Consider the following 15,382-nt stretch of genomic DNA (forward strand, 5'->3'; position numbering starts at 1 on the left):
CTGGCGACGAACGAACAACGAACGACTGAACGAACGGAGACACAGATGGACAAGCTCAACACCCAGGGCACCCCGGCCACGCAGCCGCCCCTGCAGGCCCATCAACTGGTCCGCCGCACCATCGCGCTGGTGCTGGCCGGCGGCCGGGGCTCCCGCCTCAAGCAGCTTACCGACCGCCGCGCCAAGCCGGCCGTGTACTTCGGCGGCAAGTTCCGCATCATCGACTTCGCACTGTCCAACTGCCTGAACTCCGGCATCCGGCGCATGGCGGTGGTCACGCAGTACAAGTCGCACTCGCTCATGCGCCACCTGCAGCGCGGCTGGAGTTTCTTGCGTGCCGAACTCAACGAGATGGTCGACGTGCTGCCCGCGCAGCAGCGCATGGGCGACGAGCACTGGTACCGCGGCACGGCCGATGCAGTGTTCCAGAACCTGGACATCATCAGCACCCGCTCCACGCCGCACGACTACGTGGTGGTGCTGGCCGGCGACCACATCTACAAGATGGACTACTCCGTCATGCTCAAGGACCACGCCGAGCGCGGCCTGGGCTGCACGGTCGGCTGCATCGAGGTGCCGCGCATGGAGGCCACGGCCTTCGGCGTGATGGCGGTGGACGACGGCCGGCAGATCACCAGCTTCCTCGAGAAGCCCGCCGACCCGCCCGCCATGCCCGGCCACCCCGACATGGCGCTGGCCAGCATGGGTATCTACATCTTCGACTCGGCCTACCTGTACCGGCTGCTCGAGGAAGACAACGCCAACCCCGACTCGAGCCACGACTTCGGCAAGGACATCATTCCTCGCGCCGTGGCCGAGGGCCGCGCGCTGGCGCATCCGTTCAGCATGTCGTGCGTCACGCGCGCCTCGCGCGGACCCGACGCCAAGGCCTACTGGCGCGACGTGGGCACGATTGATGCATTCTGGGCAGCCAACCTCGACCTGGCCTCGATCACCCCGGAGCTCGACATCTATGACACGGACTGGCCCATCTGGACCTACCAGCGGCAGCTGCCGCCGGCCAAGTTCGTGCTCGACCGCGAGGGCAAGCACGGCATGACGGTCAACACGATCGTCTCGGGCGGCTGCATCGTCTCGGGCTCGAAGATCAGCAGCGCGGTGCTGTTCTCGGGCGTGCGCATCCACTCCTTCTGCGAGATCAACGAAGCCGTGCTGCTGCCCGACGTGGAAGTGGGCCGTGGCTGCCGGCTCAACCGCGTGGTGATCGACCGCGGCTGCGTGATCCCCGACGAAACGGTGATCGGCGAAGACGCCGAAGCCGATGCCGCGCGCTTCGAGCGCACGGAAACAGGCGTGGTGCTGGTCACGCGCGAAATGCTGCACCGGCTGGCGCCCGACCCCGTGCCCGCCGCCGTTCAATAAGCGAAGCACGATGCGCATCCTGCAGGTCAGCGCCGAGCTGTTTCCCCTCCTCAAGACCGGCGGCCTGGCGGACATCGCCGGCGCCCTGCCCCTGGCACTCATGGCCGCGGGGCAGGACGCGCGCGCGCTGCTGCCGGGCTTTCCCGCCATCGTGGCTGGCGTGCGCGACCTGGCGCCTGTGGCCGAATTCACCGCGCCCTGGGGCGAACGCTTCGGCCTGCGCGCCGGTCATGTCGCCATTGCCGGCGCACCGCCGCTTCCCACCTACGTGATCGACGCGCCCGCGCTCTACGACCGGCCCGGCAATCCGTACGAAGACACCACGCGCCAGCCCTACAGCGACAACCACCGGCGCTTCGCGCTGCTGGGCTGGGCGGCGGCGCAACTCGCGCAGGGGCTCGACCCCGCCTGGCGGCCCGACGTCGTGCATGCGCACGACTGGCACGCAGCGCTCGCGCCCGCCTACCTGGCCTTCGCGCGGCGCGCGGGCGGCGCGCGCACGGGCACCGTGTTCACCGTGCACAACCTTGCCTACCAAGGCCTGTTCGCGCCGAAGCACTTCGCCGAACTCGGCCTGCCTCCGTCGGCCTTCCACATGAACGGGCTGGAGTACCACGGCCAGGTCTCCTTCATGAAGGGCGGCCTCTGCTTTGCTGACCAGCTCACCACCGTGAGCCCGACGTACGCGCTCGAGATCCAGACGCCCGAACAGGGCTGCGGCCTCGATGGCCTGCTGCGCCAGCGCAGCAACGTGCTCAGCGGCATCCTCAACGCGGTGGACGATCAGGTCTGGAACCCGTCCACCGACGCCGCGCTCGTGCAGGGCTACCAGACGCCCGAAGGCCGCCACATGGCGGGCAAGGCGCGTTGCAAGTCGCTGCTGCAGCGCCAGCTGGGACTGGCCGAACGCGCCGACGCGCCGCTGTTCATCGTGGTGAGCCGGCTCACCGAGCAGAAAGGCCTGCATCTCGTGCTCGGCGGCCTCGACAGGCTGCTCGCGCAAGGCGGCCAGCTCGCGCTGCTGGGCAGCGGGGAAGGCTGGCTCGAAGATGCCTTCCGCCAGCGCGCGGCGGCAGCGCCCGAATCGGTGAGCGTCACCATCGGCTACGACGAGGCGCTCGCGCACCAGCTTTTCGGCGCGGGCGACGTGACGCTCGTGCCTTCGCTGTTCGAGCCCTGCGGCCTCACGCAGATGTACGGCCTGAAGTACGGCAGCCTGCCGCTGGTGCGCCGCGTCGGCGGGCTGGCCGACACGGTGGTCGATTGCACGCTGGAAGACATGGCCAGCGGCGCGGCCACCGGCTTCGTGTTCGACCGCTTCGAAGACGCCGACTACGACCGCGCCCTGCGCCGCGCCTTCGCGCTCTACGGGCGCGCCGCCGACTGGCGCCGCGTGCGCGCCAACGCCATGCGACGTCCCGCCGACTGGGGCGCCGCAGCGGCGCAATACATCGATGTCTATCAACGGGCGTTGGCCTGAACGGTCGCGCCACACCCCACAACCCACCCGAGAACGCCCCCCATGACGATCAAGGACTTCGCCTACGACCACCCCGACCGCGACGTTGCCGCCTTCAAGCGCGCAGTGGCCAACAAGCTGATCTACGCCGTCGGCAAGGATCCCGTGGCCGCCAGCCCCGACGACTGGCTGCATGCCACCGCACTCGCGGTGCGCGACCAGCTCGTCGAACGCTGGATGACGACCACGCGCGCCAACTACGCGCAGGACCTCAAGCGCGTGTACTACCTGTCGATGGAGTTCCTCATCGGGCGCACCTTCACCAACGCGCTGCTCGCCGTCGACCTGTACGGCATCGTGCGCGAGGCGCTGGCCGACTTCGGCGTCGACATGGCCGCGCTGGCCGAGCGCGAGCCCGATGCGGCGCTCGGCAACGGCGGCCTGGGGCGGCTCGCGGCCTGCTTTCTCGATTCGATGGCCACGCTCGGCGTGCCCGGCATGGGCTACGGCATCCGCTACGAATACGGCATGTTCCGCCAGCAGATCGTCGACGGCCAGCAGGTCGAAACGCCCGACTACTGGCTCACGCGCGGCAACCCGTGGGAGTTCCAGCGGCCCGAAGTGAACTACCGCGTGCGCTTCGGCGGGCGCGTGCAAAAGCGCGAAGGCACGAACGCGCCCTACGGCGCGGCCGACTGGGTCGACACGCACGACGTGCGCGCCGTCGCCTACGACACGATCATTCCCGGCTACGGCACGCAGGCCACCAACACCTTGCGGCTGTGGTCGGCGCGCGCCACCGAAGAGATCGACCTGTCGGCCTTCAACCGCGGCAACTACATGCAGGCGGTGGAGAGCAAGAACCACTCCGAGAACGTGTCGCGCGTGCTCTACCCCGACGACTCCACGCCCTCGGGCCGCGAGCTGCGGTTGCACCAGGAATACTTTTTCTGCAGCGCCAGCGTGCAAGACTTGTTGCGCCGCTACCTGCGCAACCACACGAGCTTCGACCAGCTGTCGGACAAGGTCAGCATCCACCTGAATGACACGCACCCGGTGCTCGCCGTGCCCGAGCTCATGCGCCTGCTGCTCGACGAACACGGCCTCGCGTGGGACGTGGCCTGGGCCCACACGCAGAAGGTGTTCAGCTACACCAACCACACGCTGATGCACGAGGCATTGGAGACCTGGCCGGTCGAGATGCTGGGCCGCATCCTGCCGCGACATCTGCAGATCATCTACGACATCAACGCGAAGTTTCTCGCCACGGTGACGCAGAAGGTGGGCAACGACGTCGAGCTGATGCGCCGGCTGTCGCTGGTCGACGAAGCGGGCGAGCGGCGCGTGCGCATGGCGTATGTGGCCGTGCTGGCGAGCCACTCGATCAACGGCGTGTCGGGGCTGCACTCGGAGCTGATGAAGCAGTCGATCTTTTCCGACTTCGCCAGGATTTTTCCGGAGCGCTTCAACAACAAGACCAACGGCGTCACGCCGCGCCGCTGGCTCGCGCAGGCCAACCCGCCGCTGGCCGGCCTGCTCGACCAGCGCATCGGCAAGGGCTGGCGGCGCGACCTGTCGCAGCTCGAAGCGTTGCGGCCGATGGTCGCGCAGCCCGCCTTCGTGCGCGCCTTTCGCCATGCCAAGCGCGAGAACAAGCTGCGGCTGGCCAACTGGGTCGAGCAGCACCTGAAGCTCGACCTGGACACCGACGCGATGTTCGACGTGCAGGTCAAGCGCATCCACGAGTACAAGCGGCAGCTACTCAACGTGCTGCACGTGATCGCGCGGTATCACCGCATCCTCGATGCGCAGGCCAGCGGTGCGCCGGTCGACATCGTGCCGCGCGTGGTCGTGTTCGCGGGCAAGGCCGCCTCGGCCTATGCGATGGCCAAGCAGGTGATCCGCCTCATCAACGACGTGGCGGCCACGGTGAATGCCGACGCGCGCGTGGGCAAGCTGCTGAAGGTGGTGTTCCTGCCGAACTACAGCGTGAGCCTGGCCGAGATCATCATGCCGGCAGCCGACCTGTCGGAGCAGATTTCCACTGCGGGCACGGAAGCTTCAGGCACGGGCAACATGAAGTTCGCGCTCAACGGCGCGCTCACCATCGGCACGCTCGACGGCGCCAACGTCGAGATGCGCGAGAACGTCGGCCCCGAGAACATCTTCATCTTCGGCCACACCACGCCCGAGGTGGCCGACATCCGCGCCCGCGGCTACCAGCCGCGCGAGATCTACGAAGAAAACGCCGAACTCAAGCGCGTGCTCGACGCCATCCGCGACGGCGCGTTCTCACCGGGCGAGCCCGCGCGCTACCAGGGCATCTACGACGCGCTCGTGAACTGGGGCGACCACTACCTGCTGCTGGCCGACTACGCGAGCTACGTGGCCAAGCAGGCCGAGGTCGATGCGCTGTACCGTGACGCGGAGGCGTGGACGCGCATGGCGATCCTCAATGTGGCGGGGATGGGGGCGTTCTCATCGGACCGGACGATTGCGCAGTACGCGCATGAGATCTGGCATACGAAGCCGGTTGTGCTGAGCTGAACTGACTCGAGCCTTCGGTATTTCTCCCTCCCCCGCTGGGGGAGGGTTGGGGTGGGGGCACGACGGCAGTCAATGAAGCACTGCGCCGAATCGGATGCCGCTGTGCCCCCATCCCAACCTTCCCCCAAAGGGGGAAGGAGCAAAACCGGACTCAGCGCGGTTTTGCTGGCTCAGCCTCGGTCACGAACCCGATCCGGCTCAACCCCGCCTTGTTCGCAATCCCCATCAGCGCCACCACCTTGCCATATGGCACGGTCTGGTCGGCGCGCAATTGCACTTCGGTGTCCTTGCTGTCGGCGGCAGCTTTTTCGAGTTGGGCCGTCAGCTCTTCGTCGGTCACGGGCTTGTCGTTGAAGAAAGTCTTGCCCGACGCATCGACCGACAGGCTCACGAACTTGGGCGTGTCGTTGGGCTGGCCCGCGTCGGTCTGCGGCAGGTCGAGCTTGATCGAGCTGGCCATCAGCGGCGCGGTGATGATGAAGATCACCAGCAGCACCAGCATCACGTCGACCAGCGGCGTGACGTTGATGTCGGACAGCGGCCGCTGCCCGCCCGCGCCCACGGCCCGCCCGCCGCCTGCGGCGCTGCTGCCTAGCGATGTGCGTCCGAAGGCCATGGTGTGTGTGCAGCTCTCTAAACCGGCATCGGCCGCGCAGGCGGCGGTGCGGCGGGCTTCGGCGCTTCGCCGAAGCTGCCGAGCAGGTCGTGCGCAAAGCCTTCGAGCTCGGCCTCGACGCGGCCCACGACGCGGCCGAACACGTTGTAGGCCAGCACGGCCGGAATGGCGACGGCGAGGCCGAAGGCCGTCATCACGAGCGCCTCGCCGACCGGGCCGGCCACCTTGTCGATGGTGAAGCCGCCGGTCTGGCCCGCGATGCCCGCGAGCGCGCCGTAGATGCCCCAGACGGTGCCGAGCAGGCCGACGAAGGGCGCGGTGGCGCCCACGGTGGCCAGCAGGATCTGCCCGGCCTGCAGGCGCCGCAGCGCGCCGTGCAGCGCGCCACGCAGCACGCGCGTGAGGCGCTGGTTGCGATCGACCGTGGCGCCCAGCGTGCCGCCGGGGGCTTCGGCGGCGGCCTGGCGCAGCGCGGCCACGGCGGGCCGCACGAGTTCGGCGCGGTCGAAGGCCTGGAGCTTCTGCTCGGCCTCGGCCAGGGTGGCCGATTGCCAGAACGCCGCGATGCTGCGCAGCACGTCGCGCGTGCCGCCGCGCAGCAACCAGGCTTTCCAGAGGATCACAACCCAGCTGGCGATCGACATCGCGAGCAGCAGCGCGGCCACCGAACGGCTGACGCCGTCACCGTGGGTCAGCAGTTCGAGCACGCTCATTCGCGTCGTCCTTTGTGGTTCGCGACGTTTAGCGCAGGCCGAGTACGTCGAACATGTCGAACAGGCCGTTGCGCTGGCCGCCCAGGAAGCGCACCGCACGCAGCGCGCCCTGCGCGTAGGTCACGCGGCTGGACGACTTGTGGGAAATTTCGATGCGCTCGCCGATGCCGGCGAACAGCACGGTGTGGTCGCCCACGATGTCGCCGCCGCGGATGGTGGCAAAGCCGATGGTCGACGGGTCGCGTTCGCCCGTGATGCCTTCGCGGCCGTACACGGCGCAGTCCTTGAGGTCGCGGCCCAGCGCGTCGGCGATCACTTCGCCCATCTTGAGCGCGGTGCCCGAGGGGGCGTCGACCTTGAAGCGGTGGTGGGCCTCGACGATCTCGATGTCGTAGCCGGTGGCCATCGCGCGGGCGGCCATGTCGAGCAGCTTGAGCGTGACGTTGACGCCCACGCTCATGTTGGGCGCCAACATGATGGCGATGTCTTTCGCGATCTCGGCGATCTCGGCCTTCTGCGCGTCGCTGAAGCCGGTGGTGCCGATCACGGCCTGCACGCCCAGCTCGCGGCACACGGCCAGGTGCGCCATGGTGCCTTCGGGGCGGGTGAAGTCGATGAGCACCTGCGCATCTTGCAGCCCGGTGCGCAGGTCGGCCACGATGGGCACGCCGCTGGTGAAGCCCAGGAAGGCCGCGGCATCGGCGCCGAGGGCGGCGCTGCCTGCGATGTCGAGCGCGCCGGCCAGGCGGCAGTCGGGCGCGTTGCGCACGGCTTCGATCAGCATGTGGCCCATGCGGCCCGAGGCGCCGGCAATCGCGACCCGGCGCAGCGCGGGAGCGGAGGAAGAAGAAACGGAAGTGGGGGTGGTGGTCGGTTCAGTCACGGCGATTCAGTCTTTGAAAAGTCCCTACGGGAGCCATGGACACCGACGCAAGCCAACCACCGGTCCGGCGGGCACCGCCCGCAGGAGGGGTGGCCGCCGCCGGAGCCCTGCCGCGCACGCTCAGCGCGCGGCTTCGAGCGGGGGGTAGGCGGCCGGCAGCGCAGGCACGGGGGCCGCCGGGGTGCCGGTGGTGTCGGCTTTCTTTTCGCCCTTGGGCGCGTATTTCTTGAGCTCGTCTTCGGTGGCCTCGAGCTGCGGCACCTTGCCGGTCTTGCGGCGGGTGTCGAGCGTGGCAACGAACTCTTCTTCGCTGGGCATCTCGTCGCCCTGGAAGCGGTCCATGAGTTCACCGTTGAAGAACACGGTCAGGCGGCGCTCCTGCGGATCGACGCCCTGGCGGCGGATCGTGAAGACGTAGTCCCAGCGGTTGGCGTGGAAGACGTCGTTCAGCAGCGAGGTGCCGAGGATCTCGCGCACCTGTTGGCGCGACATGCCGGGCTTGAGCGCCGCGACCTGTTCCTTCGACACGAAATTGCCCTGCACCACTTCGACTTTGTAGGGAGTGACGGCAGACAGCGCGCCACGCGTGCGTTCGCTGAAACCGCTGCAGGCACCGAGGGCGAGCGTCGCCGCAATGGCAGCAACCAGCAACCAGGGCCGGCGTTGGAGGATGGCAGGCATGGGAGAAGAGGGGGTAGCGATATGATCGAACATTGTAGCGGCCGAGCCTGAAGGCCCGGCCTCAGCCCAGGGCGCAGGAACCATCATGGCCAACATCGACGAACTCAAGAACACCGGCCTCAAGGCCACCTTGCCGCGGTTGAAGATCCTCGAGATCTTCCAGACGGGCAGCCAGCGGCACATGACAGCGGAAGACGTCTTTCGCGTGCTGCTCAACGAACACTCCGACATCGGACTGGCCACCGTGTACCGCGTCCTCACGCAGTTCGAGCAGGCCGGCATCCTGGAGCGCAGCCACTTCGAAAGCGGCAAGGCGGTCTACGAGCTGAACGAAGGCACCCACCACGACCACCTGATCTGCACCTCGTGCGGCAAGGTCGAGGAGTTCTATGACGCCGAGATCGAGCGCCGCCAGCAGATGATCGCCAAGGACAAGGGCTGGATCCTGCAGGACCACGCCATGTCGCTGTACGGCCTGTGCGGCGATTGCGTCAAGAAGCGCTGACGCTGAAGACCTGCTGAAGCAGACAGCGGCCCTTCCAGCCCTTCAGCTGGAAGGGCTTTTTTCTTTGCTCAGTCCGGATCGCGCCCGCTCTCCATCGCCTTGTGGTGGCGCGCCACGAAATCGGCATACGTGTCGATGCCGCGCAGCTGCAGGATCGAATTGCGCACCGCGGCTTCCACCAGCACGGCGATGTTGCGCCCCGCCACCACCTGGATGATGACCTTGCGCACCGGAATGCCCAGCACGTCCTGCGTGAGCGGCGCCGAGGGCATGCGCTCGTAGTCGCGCTCGAAGCTGTCGCGCCGCACGAGGTGCACGATGAGCTTCAGGCGCATCTTCCGGCGCACGGCCGTCTCGCCGAAGATCGCGCGGATGTCCAGCAGGCCGATGCCGCGCACCTCCAGCAGGTTCAGCAGCAGGTCGGGGCAGCGGCCCTCGATGGTGTTCTGGTTGATGCGGTACAGGTCGACCGCGTCGTCGGCCACGAGGCCGTTGCCGCGCGAGATCAGCTCCAGGCCGAGCTCGCTTTTGCCCAGGCCCGACTCGCCCGTGATCATCACGCCCATGCCCAGGATGTCCATGAACACGCCGTGCATCGAGGTGCGCTCGGCGAAGTGCTTGGACAGGTACGCGCGCAGCAGGTCGATCACGAAGGCCGACGATTCGCGCGTGGCAAAGAGCGGCAGCTGCGCGCGCTCGCAGATCGACAGCAGCTCGTCGGGCGCGGCCTGGCCGTCGGCCAGCACCAGCATCGGCGGCTCCAGCGTGACGATGCGCCCGATGCGGCGCACGCAGTCTTCCTTGCTGCCGCGCGTGAGGTAGGCCACCTCGCGCGCGCCCAGAATCTGCACGCGGTACGGGTGGATGTAGTTCAGGTAGCCGACCAGGTCGGCGGCCGACTGCGCGCGGCTGATGACGTCGGGGTCGAACTGGCGCTCCGAGGCGCCGAGCCCCGCGAGCCATTCCCAGCGGAGCGATCCGCGGAACTCCTCGAACATGGCATCGGCGCTGATGACGGTCGGCTTCATGCGTGCGGCGGCCGGCGCGGGACGCCGGCATTCTGGTCAGGATGGAGGGAGAGAAAGCGTCGCCGCAGCTTATCAGCAGCGGCCCGCCCGGCGCGTGCGCTCAGGCGACCTGGGTCGATTGCCAGCCGGCAATGAGGCCGTGCAGCGCGGCAGCGTCGGTGCTGGACTTGATCTGCTCGCGCAGGCCGGCGTCGCTCAGCAGCTCGGCAATTTCAGACAGGATTTCGAGGTGCTTCTGCGTGGCCGCTTCGGGCACCAGCAGGAAGATCAGCAGCGCGACGGGCTGCTCGTCGGGGGCGTCGAAGCCGATGGGGTTCGCCAGCTGGAACACCGCGGCCATCGGCGCCTTGAGGCCCTTGATGCGGCCATGCGGAATGGCAACGCCATGGCCCAGACCGGTGGAGCCGAGACGCTCGCGCGCAAACAGGCTGTCGGTGATCAGGGCGCGTCCCAGGCCATGAAGGCTTTCGAACAGAAGGCCAGCTTCTTCGAAAGCACGTTTCTTGCTGGTGGCGTCAACGCTCACGAGCACTTGAGCGGGCGGCAGGATGGACGCGAGGCGATTCATGGTGGGGTCAGAGCGGGGGCGATTATGCACCTCCTTGGTAAAAACCCCCAGTCCCCCTAATTACTTTCGTCTACATGTGTTGCCGTGAGGCGTCGCTTCCCCTGTAAGCCTTTGCAAAGCCCCACCAATATGCTCGGACAAACAAAAGGCCGCCCGAAGGCGGCCTGCGATGCGGGGCGCGGGGCCCGGACTTACATCACGCGCTTGGGCGCCACGTGATGGTGGTCTTGCAGGCGATCCTTGTGGCGGACCACCTGGCGGTCGAGCTTGTCGACCAGTTCATCGACCGCGGCGTACAGATCAGCGTGGCTCGATTCCGCGAACATGTCATTGCCCTTGACGTGAATGTTGCACTCCGCCCTTTGGCGGCGTTCCTTTTCCTTCTGCTTTTCCACCGTGAGGATCACCTTGACATCGACCACCTGGTCGAAATGTCGCGTGATCCGGTCCAGCTTGCTCGTGACGTAGGTGCGCAAGGCAGGTGTGACGTCGAGGTGATGACCGCTGATCGTCAAATTCATGAATGACCTCCTGAGAATTGACGGTTGGGGAAATGACCGCGCTCCAGGATGAAGCGTGGCCGGCGAAACAGGTGAGGTTGGGAGAGAGGGAGAAGAAGAGAGAGAGGAAGAGAGAGATCGAGAAAGGGGGCGGTCGGATTCACTATGCCCAAGCTGTCACGGTATTGCAATACCGGGGCTTGCCCGAGTGACGCGCCGGTGTATTGCATGCGCTGATCCGCTATTGATTCCATAGCTACCCACGCGCAGGGGCATGCAGTTGCGGCACATTGGAAGCAAGTGTTTCCACGCACCACATGCAGTGACCCTCCCGGCCAAAGGGCCGGCCCGTTCAGCGCCAGGCGGCGCGCATGCGGTTGCGCAGGTCGATCACCGCGGCCGGCGGCGGCACGGCGGGCGGCAGCACCGGCGGCGGCGGCCAGGTCTGCAGATCGAAGCCCGCGAGGTCGGACTCGCTGATGAAGCGGGTGCGGTTGGCGTACAGGTGCCGGTCGCCACGCGCCGCCTGCTGCGTGATGTGGAAACGCTGCGGCATCACCAGGTGCAGGTGGTCGCGGGCCCGCGTCATCGCCACGTAGAGCAGGCGCCGCTCTTCTTCCAGTTCGTGCGCGCCCTGCGCCACGTCGGCCGGCATGCAGCCGTCGACCACGTTGATCACATGCACCGAGTTCCACTCCTGGCCCTTGGCCGAATGGATGGTCGACAGGATCAGGTAGTCCTCGTCGAGCAGCGGCGGGCCGGGCCGGTCGCTCGTGGCTTCGGGCGGATCGAGCGTGAGTTCGGTGAGGAAGCGTTCGCGCGAGCCATAGCCGCCCGCCAGCCGCGCCAGCTGCTCGACGTCGGCGCGCCGCACGCCCGAGGTGTCTTCGTACAACCGCTCCAGGTGCGGCTGGTACCACTGCATCGCGACTTCCACGTCGGCCGGCCACTTCAGCGACGGTTCGCGCAAGGCGGCATAGGCCTGGGCGAAGTCGGCCCACTGTTCACGCGCCGCCGACGGTGGCACGAAGTCGCGCACGGCCGCGGCCGGGTCGGCCGCCTGGTCCATCGCGTCGAGCAGGCGCGTGCCGGTGGCCGGGCCCACGCCGGGAATGAGCTGCGTGACGCGAAAGCCCGCCATGCGCCCCCGCGGGTTCTGCGCAAAACGCAGCACCGCGAGCAGGTCCTTCACGTGCGAGGCCTCGAGAAACTTGAGCCCGCCGAACTTCACGAACGGGATGTTGCGCCGCGCCAGCTCCAGTTCGAGGGCCGCGCTGTGCGACGAGGTGCGAAACAGCACCGCCTGCGACTTCAGCGCCAGCCCGCCCTCGCGGTGCGCCAGGATCTTGTCGGCCACCCAGCGTGCCTGCCCGGCCTCGTCGGGCACGAGCACCAGCACCGGCTTGCCGGCCGAGGGCTTGTCGGTCCACAGCGTCTTGGCGTGCCGCTCGGCGGCCTGCGCGATGACGCGGTTCGACGCGTCGAGGATCGGCTGCGTCGAGCGGTAGTTGCGCTCCAGCGTGACGATGCGCGCCTGCTGCGAGAACTGCGACGGAAAGTCGAGGATGTTGCGCACCGTGGCGCCGCGGAACGAGTAGATCGACTGCGCGTCGTCGCCCACCACTGTCACGCCGCGCCCGTCGGGCTTCATGGCCCGCAGGATCGCGGCCTGCAGCAGGTTGGTGTCCTGGTACTCGTCGACCAGCACATGGTCGAAGCGCGCGCCGACATGCGAGGCCAGCGCGGGCTCGGCGACCATCTCCGCCCAGTAGAGCAGCAGGTCGTCGTAGTCGAGCACGTTCTGCTGCTGCTTGGCTTCGACGTAGGCGCCGAACAGCGTCTTGAGCTGGGCCTCCCACTCGGCGCACCAGGGGAAGCTCTCTTTCAGCACCTCGGCCAGCGGTGCGCGCGTGTTCACGCAGCGCGAGTAGATCGACAGGCAGGTGCCCTTGCGCGGGAAGCGGTTGACCGTGGACGACAGCCCCAGCTCGTGCCGCACCAGCCCCATGAGGTCTTCGGCGTCGCCGCGGTCGTGGATGGTGAAGTTCTCGTCGAGCCCGATCTGCGCGGCGTATTCGCGCAGAAGCCGCGCGCCGATGCCGTGGAAGGTGCCGGCCCAGGGCAGCGCGGGCGGGCGTTCCGACTTCAGGCCCAGCACACGCGCCAGCACCTGGCCCGCGCGGCGCTCCATTTCCTGCGCGGCGCGGCGCGAGAAGGTGAGCAGCAGCAGCCGCTGCGGATCGACCCCGCCCGCGATCAGGTGCGCCACCCGGTGCGCCAGCGTGCTGGTCTTGCCCGAGCCCGCGCCAGCGATCACGAGCAGCGGCCGGTGGTCTTCGCCGACAGCAGCACCCACGCCGTGCTCGACCGCCGCGCGCTGGTCGTCGTTGAGCGCGGCGAGCGCCGCGGCCAAGCGCTCGGCTTGCGTCTTGGGTGCGGTGGAAATAACGGGGGGCGCAGCGGTCTGCATGGGCACGACTTTACTGTATGTCCGTCCAGTCCGAGTGCCTTGCCGCCCAATGGCCAGTGACATAATCGCGCCTCGCTGCAACCGGAGACTCCCCATGGAAACCGCCCCGTCTCGGCAGCTTTCAACTCCCTTGCGACGCCGCGCATGATGTACTGACGCCGGGTCCGCGGGAATTGAAAGCGCCCCTCCCTCGCCCATCGTTCAGTCATTCCCGGGAGTGAGCCCATGCTCAATATCTTTACGCTCGCCAACGGCCGCCTCGTCCAGGAAGAGATCGAGTCGCTCGAAGAGCTCTCCAAGTTCCAGCCGATCTGGGTCGACCTCGAGTCGCCCACGCTCGAAGAAAAGCGCTGGATCAAGCAGTACTACGGCCTCTCGATTCCCGAAGACGCGATGGACGAGGACATCGAGGAGTCGGCCCGCTTCTACGAAGAAGACAACGGCGAGCTGCACATCCGCTCCGACTTCCTGATCGACGACGACGAAGACCCGCGCACCGTGCGCGTCGCCTTCATCCTCAACCAGCACAACACCGACCTGCGCAGCCGCGGCGTGCTGTTCTCGATTCACGACGAAGACGTGCCCGTGTTCCGCCTGCTGCGCATGCGCGCACGTCGCGCGCCGGGGCTGATCGAAGACGCGAAGGAAGTCATGCTCAAGCTCTTCGACGCCGACGCCGAATACTCGGCCGACACGCTGGAGAACATCTACGACGAGCTCGAAGTGGCCGGCAAGAAGGTGCTGTCGGGCAACGTCAGCGACGAGCTGGCCGGCGAGGTGCTCGGCGCCATCGCGCGCCAGGAAGACCTGAACGGCCGCATCCGCCGCAACGTGATGGACACGCGCCGCGCCGTGAGCTTCATGATGCGCAGCAAGATGCTCAACGCCGAGCAGTTCGAAGAGGCGCGCCAGATCCTGCGCGACATCGAATCGCTGGACAACCACACGGCCTTCCTCTTCGACAAGATCAACTTCCTGATGGATGCGACCGTCGGTTTCATCAACATCAACCAGAACAAGACCATCAAGATCTTCTCGGTGGCCAGTGTCGCGCTGCTGCCGCCCACGCTGATCGCGAGCATCTACGGCATGAACTTCAAGTACATGCCCGAGCTCGACTGGCAGGTCGGCTACCCGTATGCGCTGGCGCTGATGGCGGCAAGCGCGCTGGTGCCGATGTGGTACTTCCGCCGGCGCGGCTGGCTCAAGTAACGCCGCGCATCGGGTGCTAGAGTGACTGCCGACAGGCAGTTGACCTGGAGGGCCCCGTGCGCAGACTTCGTTTCCTCACCAACCGGCACCGCGCGCCGTCGACCAACACCGCGCTCGGCCTGCTGCTGGCCTTCAATGCCGGCGCCGTCAATGCGGGCGGCTTCCTCGTGCTGCACATGTACACCTCGCACATGACCGGCTTCGCCTCGCAGCTGGCGGACGGCATGGTGCTGGGCAACCTCACGCTGCTGCTGAACGCGTTGGGTGCGATCCTGGCATTCGTGAGTGGCGCCGCGGTTTGCGCGGTGCTGGTGAACTGGGCGCGCCAGCACCGGCTGCATGGGGTGTATGCGCTGCCGCTGCTGCTGGAGGCCGCGCTGATGTTCCCGTTCGGGCTCGCCGGCGCCATCACGCTGACCTGGGCCACGCCGTTCGCCGTGCCGCTCACGGTGCTGCTGCTGTCGTTCATCATGGGGCTGCAGAACGCCGTGGCGTCGAAGACCTCGGGCGGCAGCACGCGCACCACCCACATGACCGGCAACATCACCGACGTGGGGATCGAGCTGGGCAAGATGCTCTACTGGAACCGCCGCGCGCCGTCCACGCCGCTGCCGGTGCGCCACGACCGCAGCCGGCTGCGCCGCTGCGGCGGGCTGGTCGGCATGTTCGTGCTCGGGGGCGCGGTGGGTGCGCTGGGCTTCAAGCACGTGGGCTTCATCTGCGTCGTGCCGCTGGCCGCGCTGCTGCTCGCGCTGTCGATCCCGCCGCTGCTGCGCGACCTGCCATCGCTGCGTCGGCTCGCACCGTAGGTGTTTTT

14 protein-coding genes are annotated in these 15,382 nt (G+C 67.5%); 6 read left to right on the plus strand and 8 right to left on the minus strand.

Features of this window, described 5'->3' with window-relative positions:
- The first annotated feature begins 45 nt into the window (after positions 1–45).
- Genes glgC through GFK26_RS04855 form a run of 3 tightly spaced genes read left to right on the plus strand, consistent with a single transcriptional unit; the run spans position 46 to position 5,389 of the window.
- Positions 46–1,383, plus strand: a complete 1,338-nt coding sequence (gene glgC / locus GFK26_RS04845; protein WP_153281016.1) for a glucose-1-phosphate adenylyltransferase — start codon at positions 46–48, stop codon at positions 1,381–1,383.
- A gap of 10 nt (positions 1,384–1,393) precedes the next feature.
- On the plus strand, positions 1,394–2,863 hold the full coding sequence (glgA, locus tag GFK26_RS04850) for a glycogen synthase GlgA (protein ID WP_153281017.1): 1,470 nt from the start codon (positions 1,394–1,396) through the stop codon (positions 2,861–2,863).
- Positions 2,864–2,905: 42 nt separating this feature from the next.
- Positions 2,906–5,389 (plus strand): glycogen/starch/alpha-glucan phosphorylase, encoded by a 2,484-nt coding sequence (locus tag GFK26_RS04855; protein ID WP_153281018.1) that lies wholly within the window; start codon positions 2,906–2,908, stop codon positions 5,387–5,389.
- Positions 5,390–5,540: 151 nt separating this feature from the next.
- Here the strand turns inward: GFK26_RS04855 and GFK26_RS04860 are convergent, their stop codons facing one another.
- The 4 genes from GFK26_RS04860 to GFK26_RS04875 form a co-directional block, all read right to left on the minus strand.
- The gene (locus GFK26_RS04860; protein WP_153281019.1) at positions 5,541–6,005 is read right to left on the minus strand and encodes an ExbD/TolR family protein; all 465 of its coding nucleotides are present in this window, start codon (positions 6,003–6,005) and stop codon (positions 5,541–5,543) included.
- Positions 6,006–6,022: 17 nt separating this feature from the next.
- Entirely contained in the window at positions 6,023–6,718 is a 696-nt protein-coding gene (locus GFK26_RS04865; protein ID WP_153281020.1) for a MotA/TolQ/ExbB proton channel family protein, read from the minus strand.
- Between the two features lie 28 nt (positions 6,719–6,746).
- Positions 6,747–7,511: a 4-hydroxy-tetrahydrodipicolinate reductase gene (gene dapB, locus GFK26_RS04870; protein WP_319361068.1), complete on the minus strand. Its 765-nt coding sequence runs from the start codon at positions 7,509–7,511 to the stop codon at positions 6,747–6,749.
- Between the two features lie 210 nt (positions 7,512–7,721).
- On the minus strand, positions 7,722–8,282 hold the full coding sequence (locus GFK26_RS04875) for an outer membrane protein assembly factor BamE (protein ID WP_153281021.1): 561 nt from the start codon (positions 8,280–8,282) through the stop codon (positions 7,722–7,724).
- 85 nt (positions 8,283–8,367) lie between these two features.
- On the opposite strand from GFK26_RS04875, the gene fur reads away from it, so the two are divergent.
- On the plus strand, positions 8,368–8,787 hold the full coding sequence (gene fur / locus GFK26_RS04880; protein WP_056584276.1) for a ferric iron uptake transcriptional regulator: 420 nt from the start codon (positions 8,368–8,370) through the stop codon (positions 8,785–8,787).
- A gap of 68 nt (positions 8,788–8,855) precedes the next feature.
- Here the strand turns inward: fur and hprK are convergent, their stop codons facing one another.
- The 4 genes from hprK to GFK26_RS04900 all read right to left on the minus strand — a co-directional run bounded on the left by hprK (position 8,856) and on the right by GFK26_RS04900 (position 13,353).
- Positions 8,856–9,815, minus strand: coding sequence for an HPr(Ser) kinase/phosphatase (hprK, locus tag GFK26_RS04885; protein ID WP_062481041.1), 960 nt, complete (start codon positions 9,813–9,815; stop codon positions 8,856–8,858).
- Positions 9,816–9,915: 100 nt separating this feature from the next.
- Positions 9,916–10,383 (minus strand): PTS sugar transporter subunit IIA, encoded by a 468-nt coding sequence (locus GFK26_RS04890; RefSeq protein ID WP_042581318.1) that lies wholly within the window; start codon positions 10,381–10,383, stop codon positions 9,916–9,918.
- A gap of 191 nt (positions 10,384–10,574) precedes the next feature.
- Complete coding sequence (gene hpf / locus GFK26_RS04895) at positions 10,575–10,904, minus strand: ribosome hibernation-promoting factor, HPF/YfiA family (RefSeq protein ID WP_013538898.1); 330 nt, start codon at positions 10,902–10,904, stop codon at positions 10,575–10,577.
- A 331-nt stretch (positions 10,905–11,235) separates the two neighbouring features.
- Positions 11,236–13,353, minus strand: coding sequence for an ATP-dependent helicase (locus tag GFK26_RS04900; RefSeq protein WP_153281022.1), 2,118 nt, complete (start codon positions 13,351–13,353; stop codon positions 11,236–11,238).
- 225 nt (positions 13,354–13,578) lie between these two features.
- On the opposite strand from GFK26_RS04900, the gene corA reads away from it, so the two are divergent.
- Both corA and GFK26_RS04910 read left to right on the plus strand, forming a co-directional pair.
- On the plus strand, positions 13,579–14,565 hold the full coding sequence (gene corA, locus GFK26_RS04905) for a magnesium/cobalt transporter CorA (RefSeq protein WP_153281023.1): 987 nt from the start codon (positions 13,579–13,581) through the stop codon (positions 14,563–14,565).
- A gap of 56 nt (positions 14,566–14,621) precedes the next feature.
- Positions 14,622–15,374: a YoaK family protein gene (locus GFK26_RS04910; RefSeq protein ID WP_153281024.1), complete on the plus strand. Its 753-nt coding sequence runs from the start codon at positions 14,622–14,624 to the stop codon at positions 15,372–15,374.
- Positions 15,375–15,382 lie beyond the last annotated feature (8 nt).

The sequence above is a fragment of the Variovorax paradoxus genome (assembly GCF_009498455.1).
Lineage (GTDB): Bacteria > Pseudomonadota > Gammaproteobacteria > Burkholderiales > Burkholderiaceae_C > Variovorax > Variovorax paradoxus_H.

Bases quoted from the DNA above. Each gene is read 5' to 3' on its own strand.
- glgC (WP_153281016.1), top strand. From the start codon at position 46: ATGGACAAGCTCAACACCCAGGGCACCCCGGCCACGCAGCCGCCCCTG.
- glgA (WP_153281017.1), top strand. From the start codon at position 1,394: ATGCGCATCCTGCAGGTCAGCGCCGAGCTGTTTCCCCTCCTCAAGACC.
- GFK26_RS04855 (WP_153281018.1), top strand. From the start codon at position 2,906: ATGACGATCAAGGACTTCGCCTACGACCACCCCGACCGCGACGTTGCC.
- GFK26_RS04860 (WP_153281019.1), bottom strand. From the start codon at position 6,005: ATGGCCTTCGGACGCACATCGCTAGGCAGCAGCGCCGCAGGCGGCGGG.
- GFK26_RS04865 (WP_153281020.1), bottom strand. From the start codon at position 6,718: ATGAGCGTGCTCGAACTGCTGACCCACGGTGACGGCGTCAGCCGTTCG.
- dapB (WP_319361068.1), bottom strand. From the start codon at position 7,511: ATGGGCCACATGCTGATCGAAGCCGTGCGCAACGCGCCCGACTGCCGC.
- GFK26_RS04875 (WP_153281021.1), bottom strand. From the start codon at position 8,282: ATGCCTGCCATCCTCCAACGCCGGCCCTGGTTGCTGGTTGCTGCCATT.
- fur (WP_056584276.1), top strand. From the start codon at position 8,368: ATGGCCAACATCGACGAACTCAAGAACACCGGCCTCAAGGCCACCTTG.
- hprK (WP_062481041.1), bottom strand. From the start codon at position 9,815: ATGAAGCCGACCGTCATCAGCGCCGATGCCATGTTCGAGGAGTTCCGC.
- GFK26_RS04890 (WP_042581318.1), bottom strand. From the start codon at position 10,383: ATGAATCGCCTCGCGTCCATCCTGCCGCCCGCTCAAGTGCTCGTGAGC.
- hpf (WP_013538898.1), bottom strand. From the start codon at position 10,904: ATGAATTTGACGATCAGCGGTCATCACCTCGACGTCACACCTGCCTTG.
- GFK26_RS04900 (WP_153281022.1), bottom strand. From the start codon at position 13,353: ATGCAGACCGCTGCGCCCCCCGTTATTTCCACCGCACCCAAGACGCAA.
- corA (WP_153281023.1), top strand. From the start codon at position 13,579: ATGCTCAATATCTTTACGCTCGCCAACGGCCGCCTCGTCCAGGAAGAG.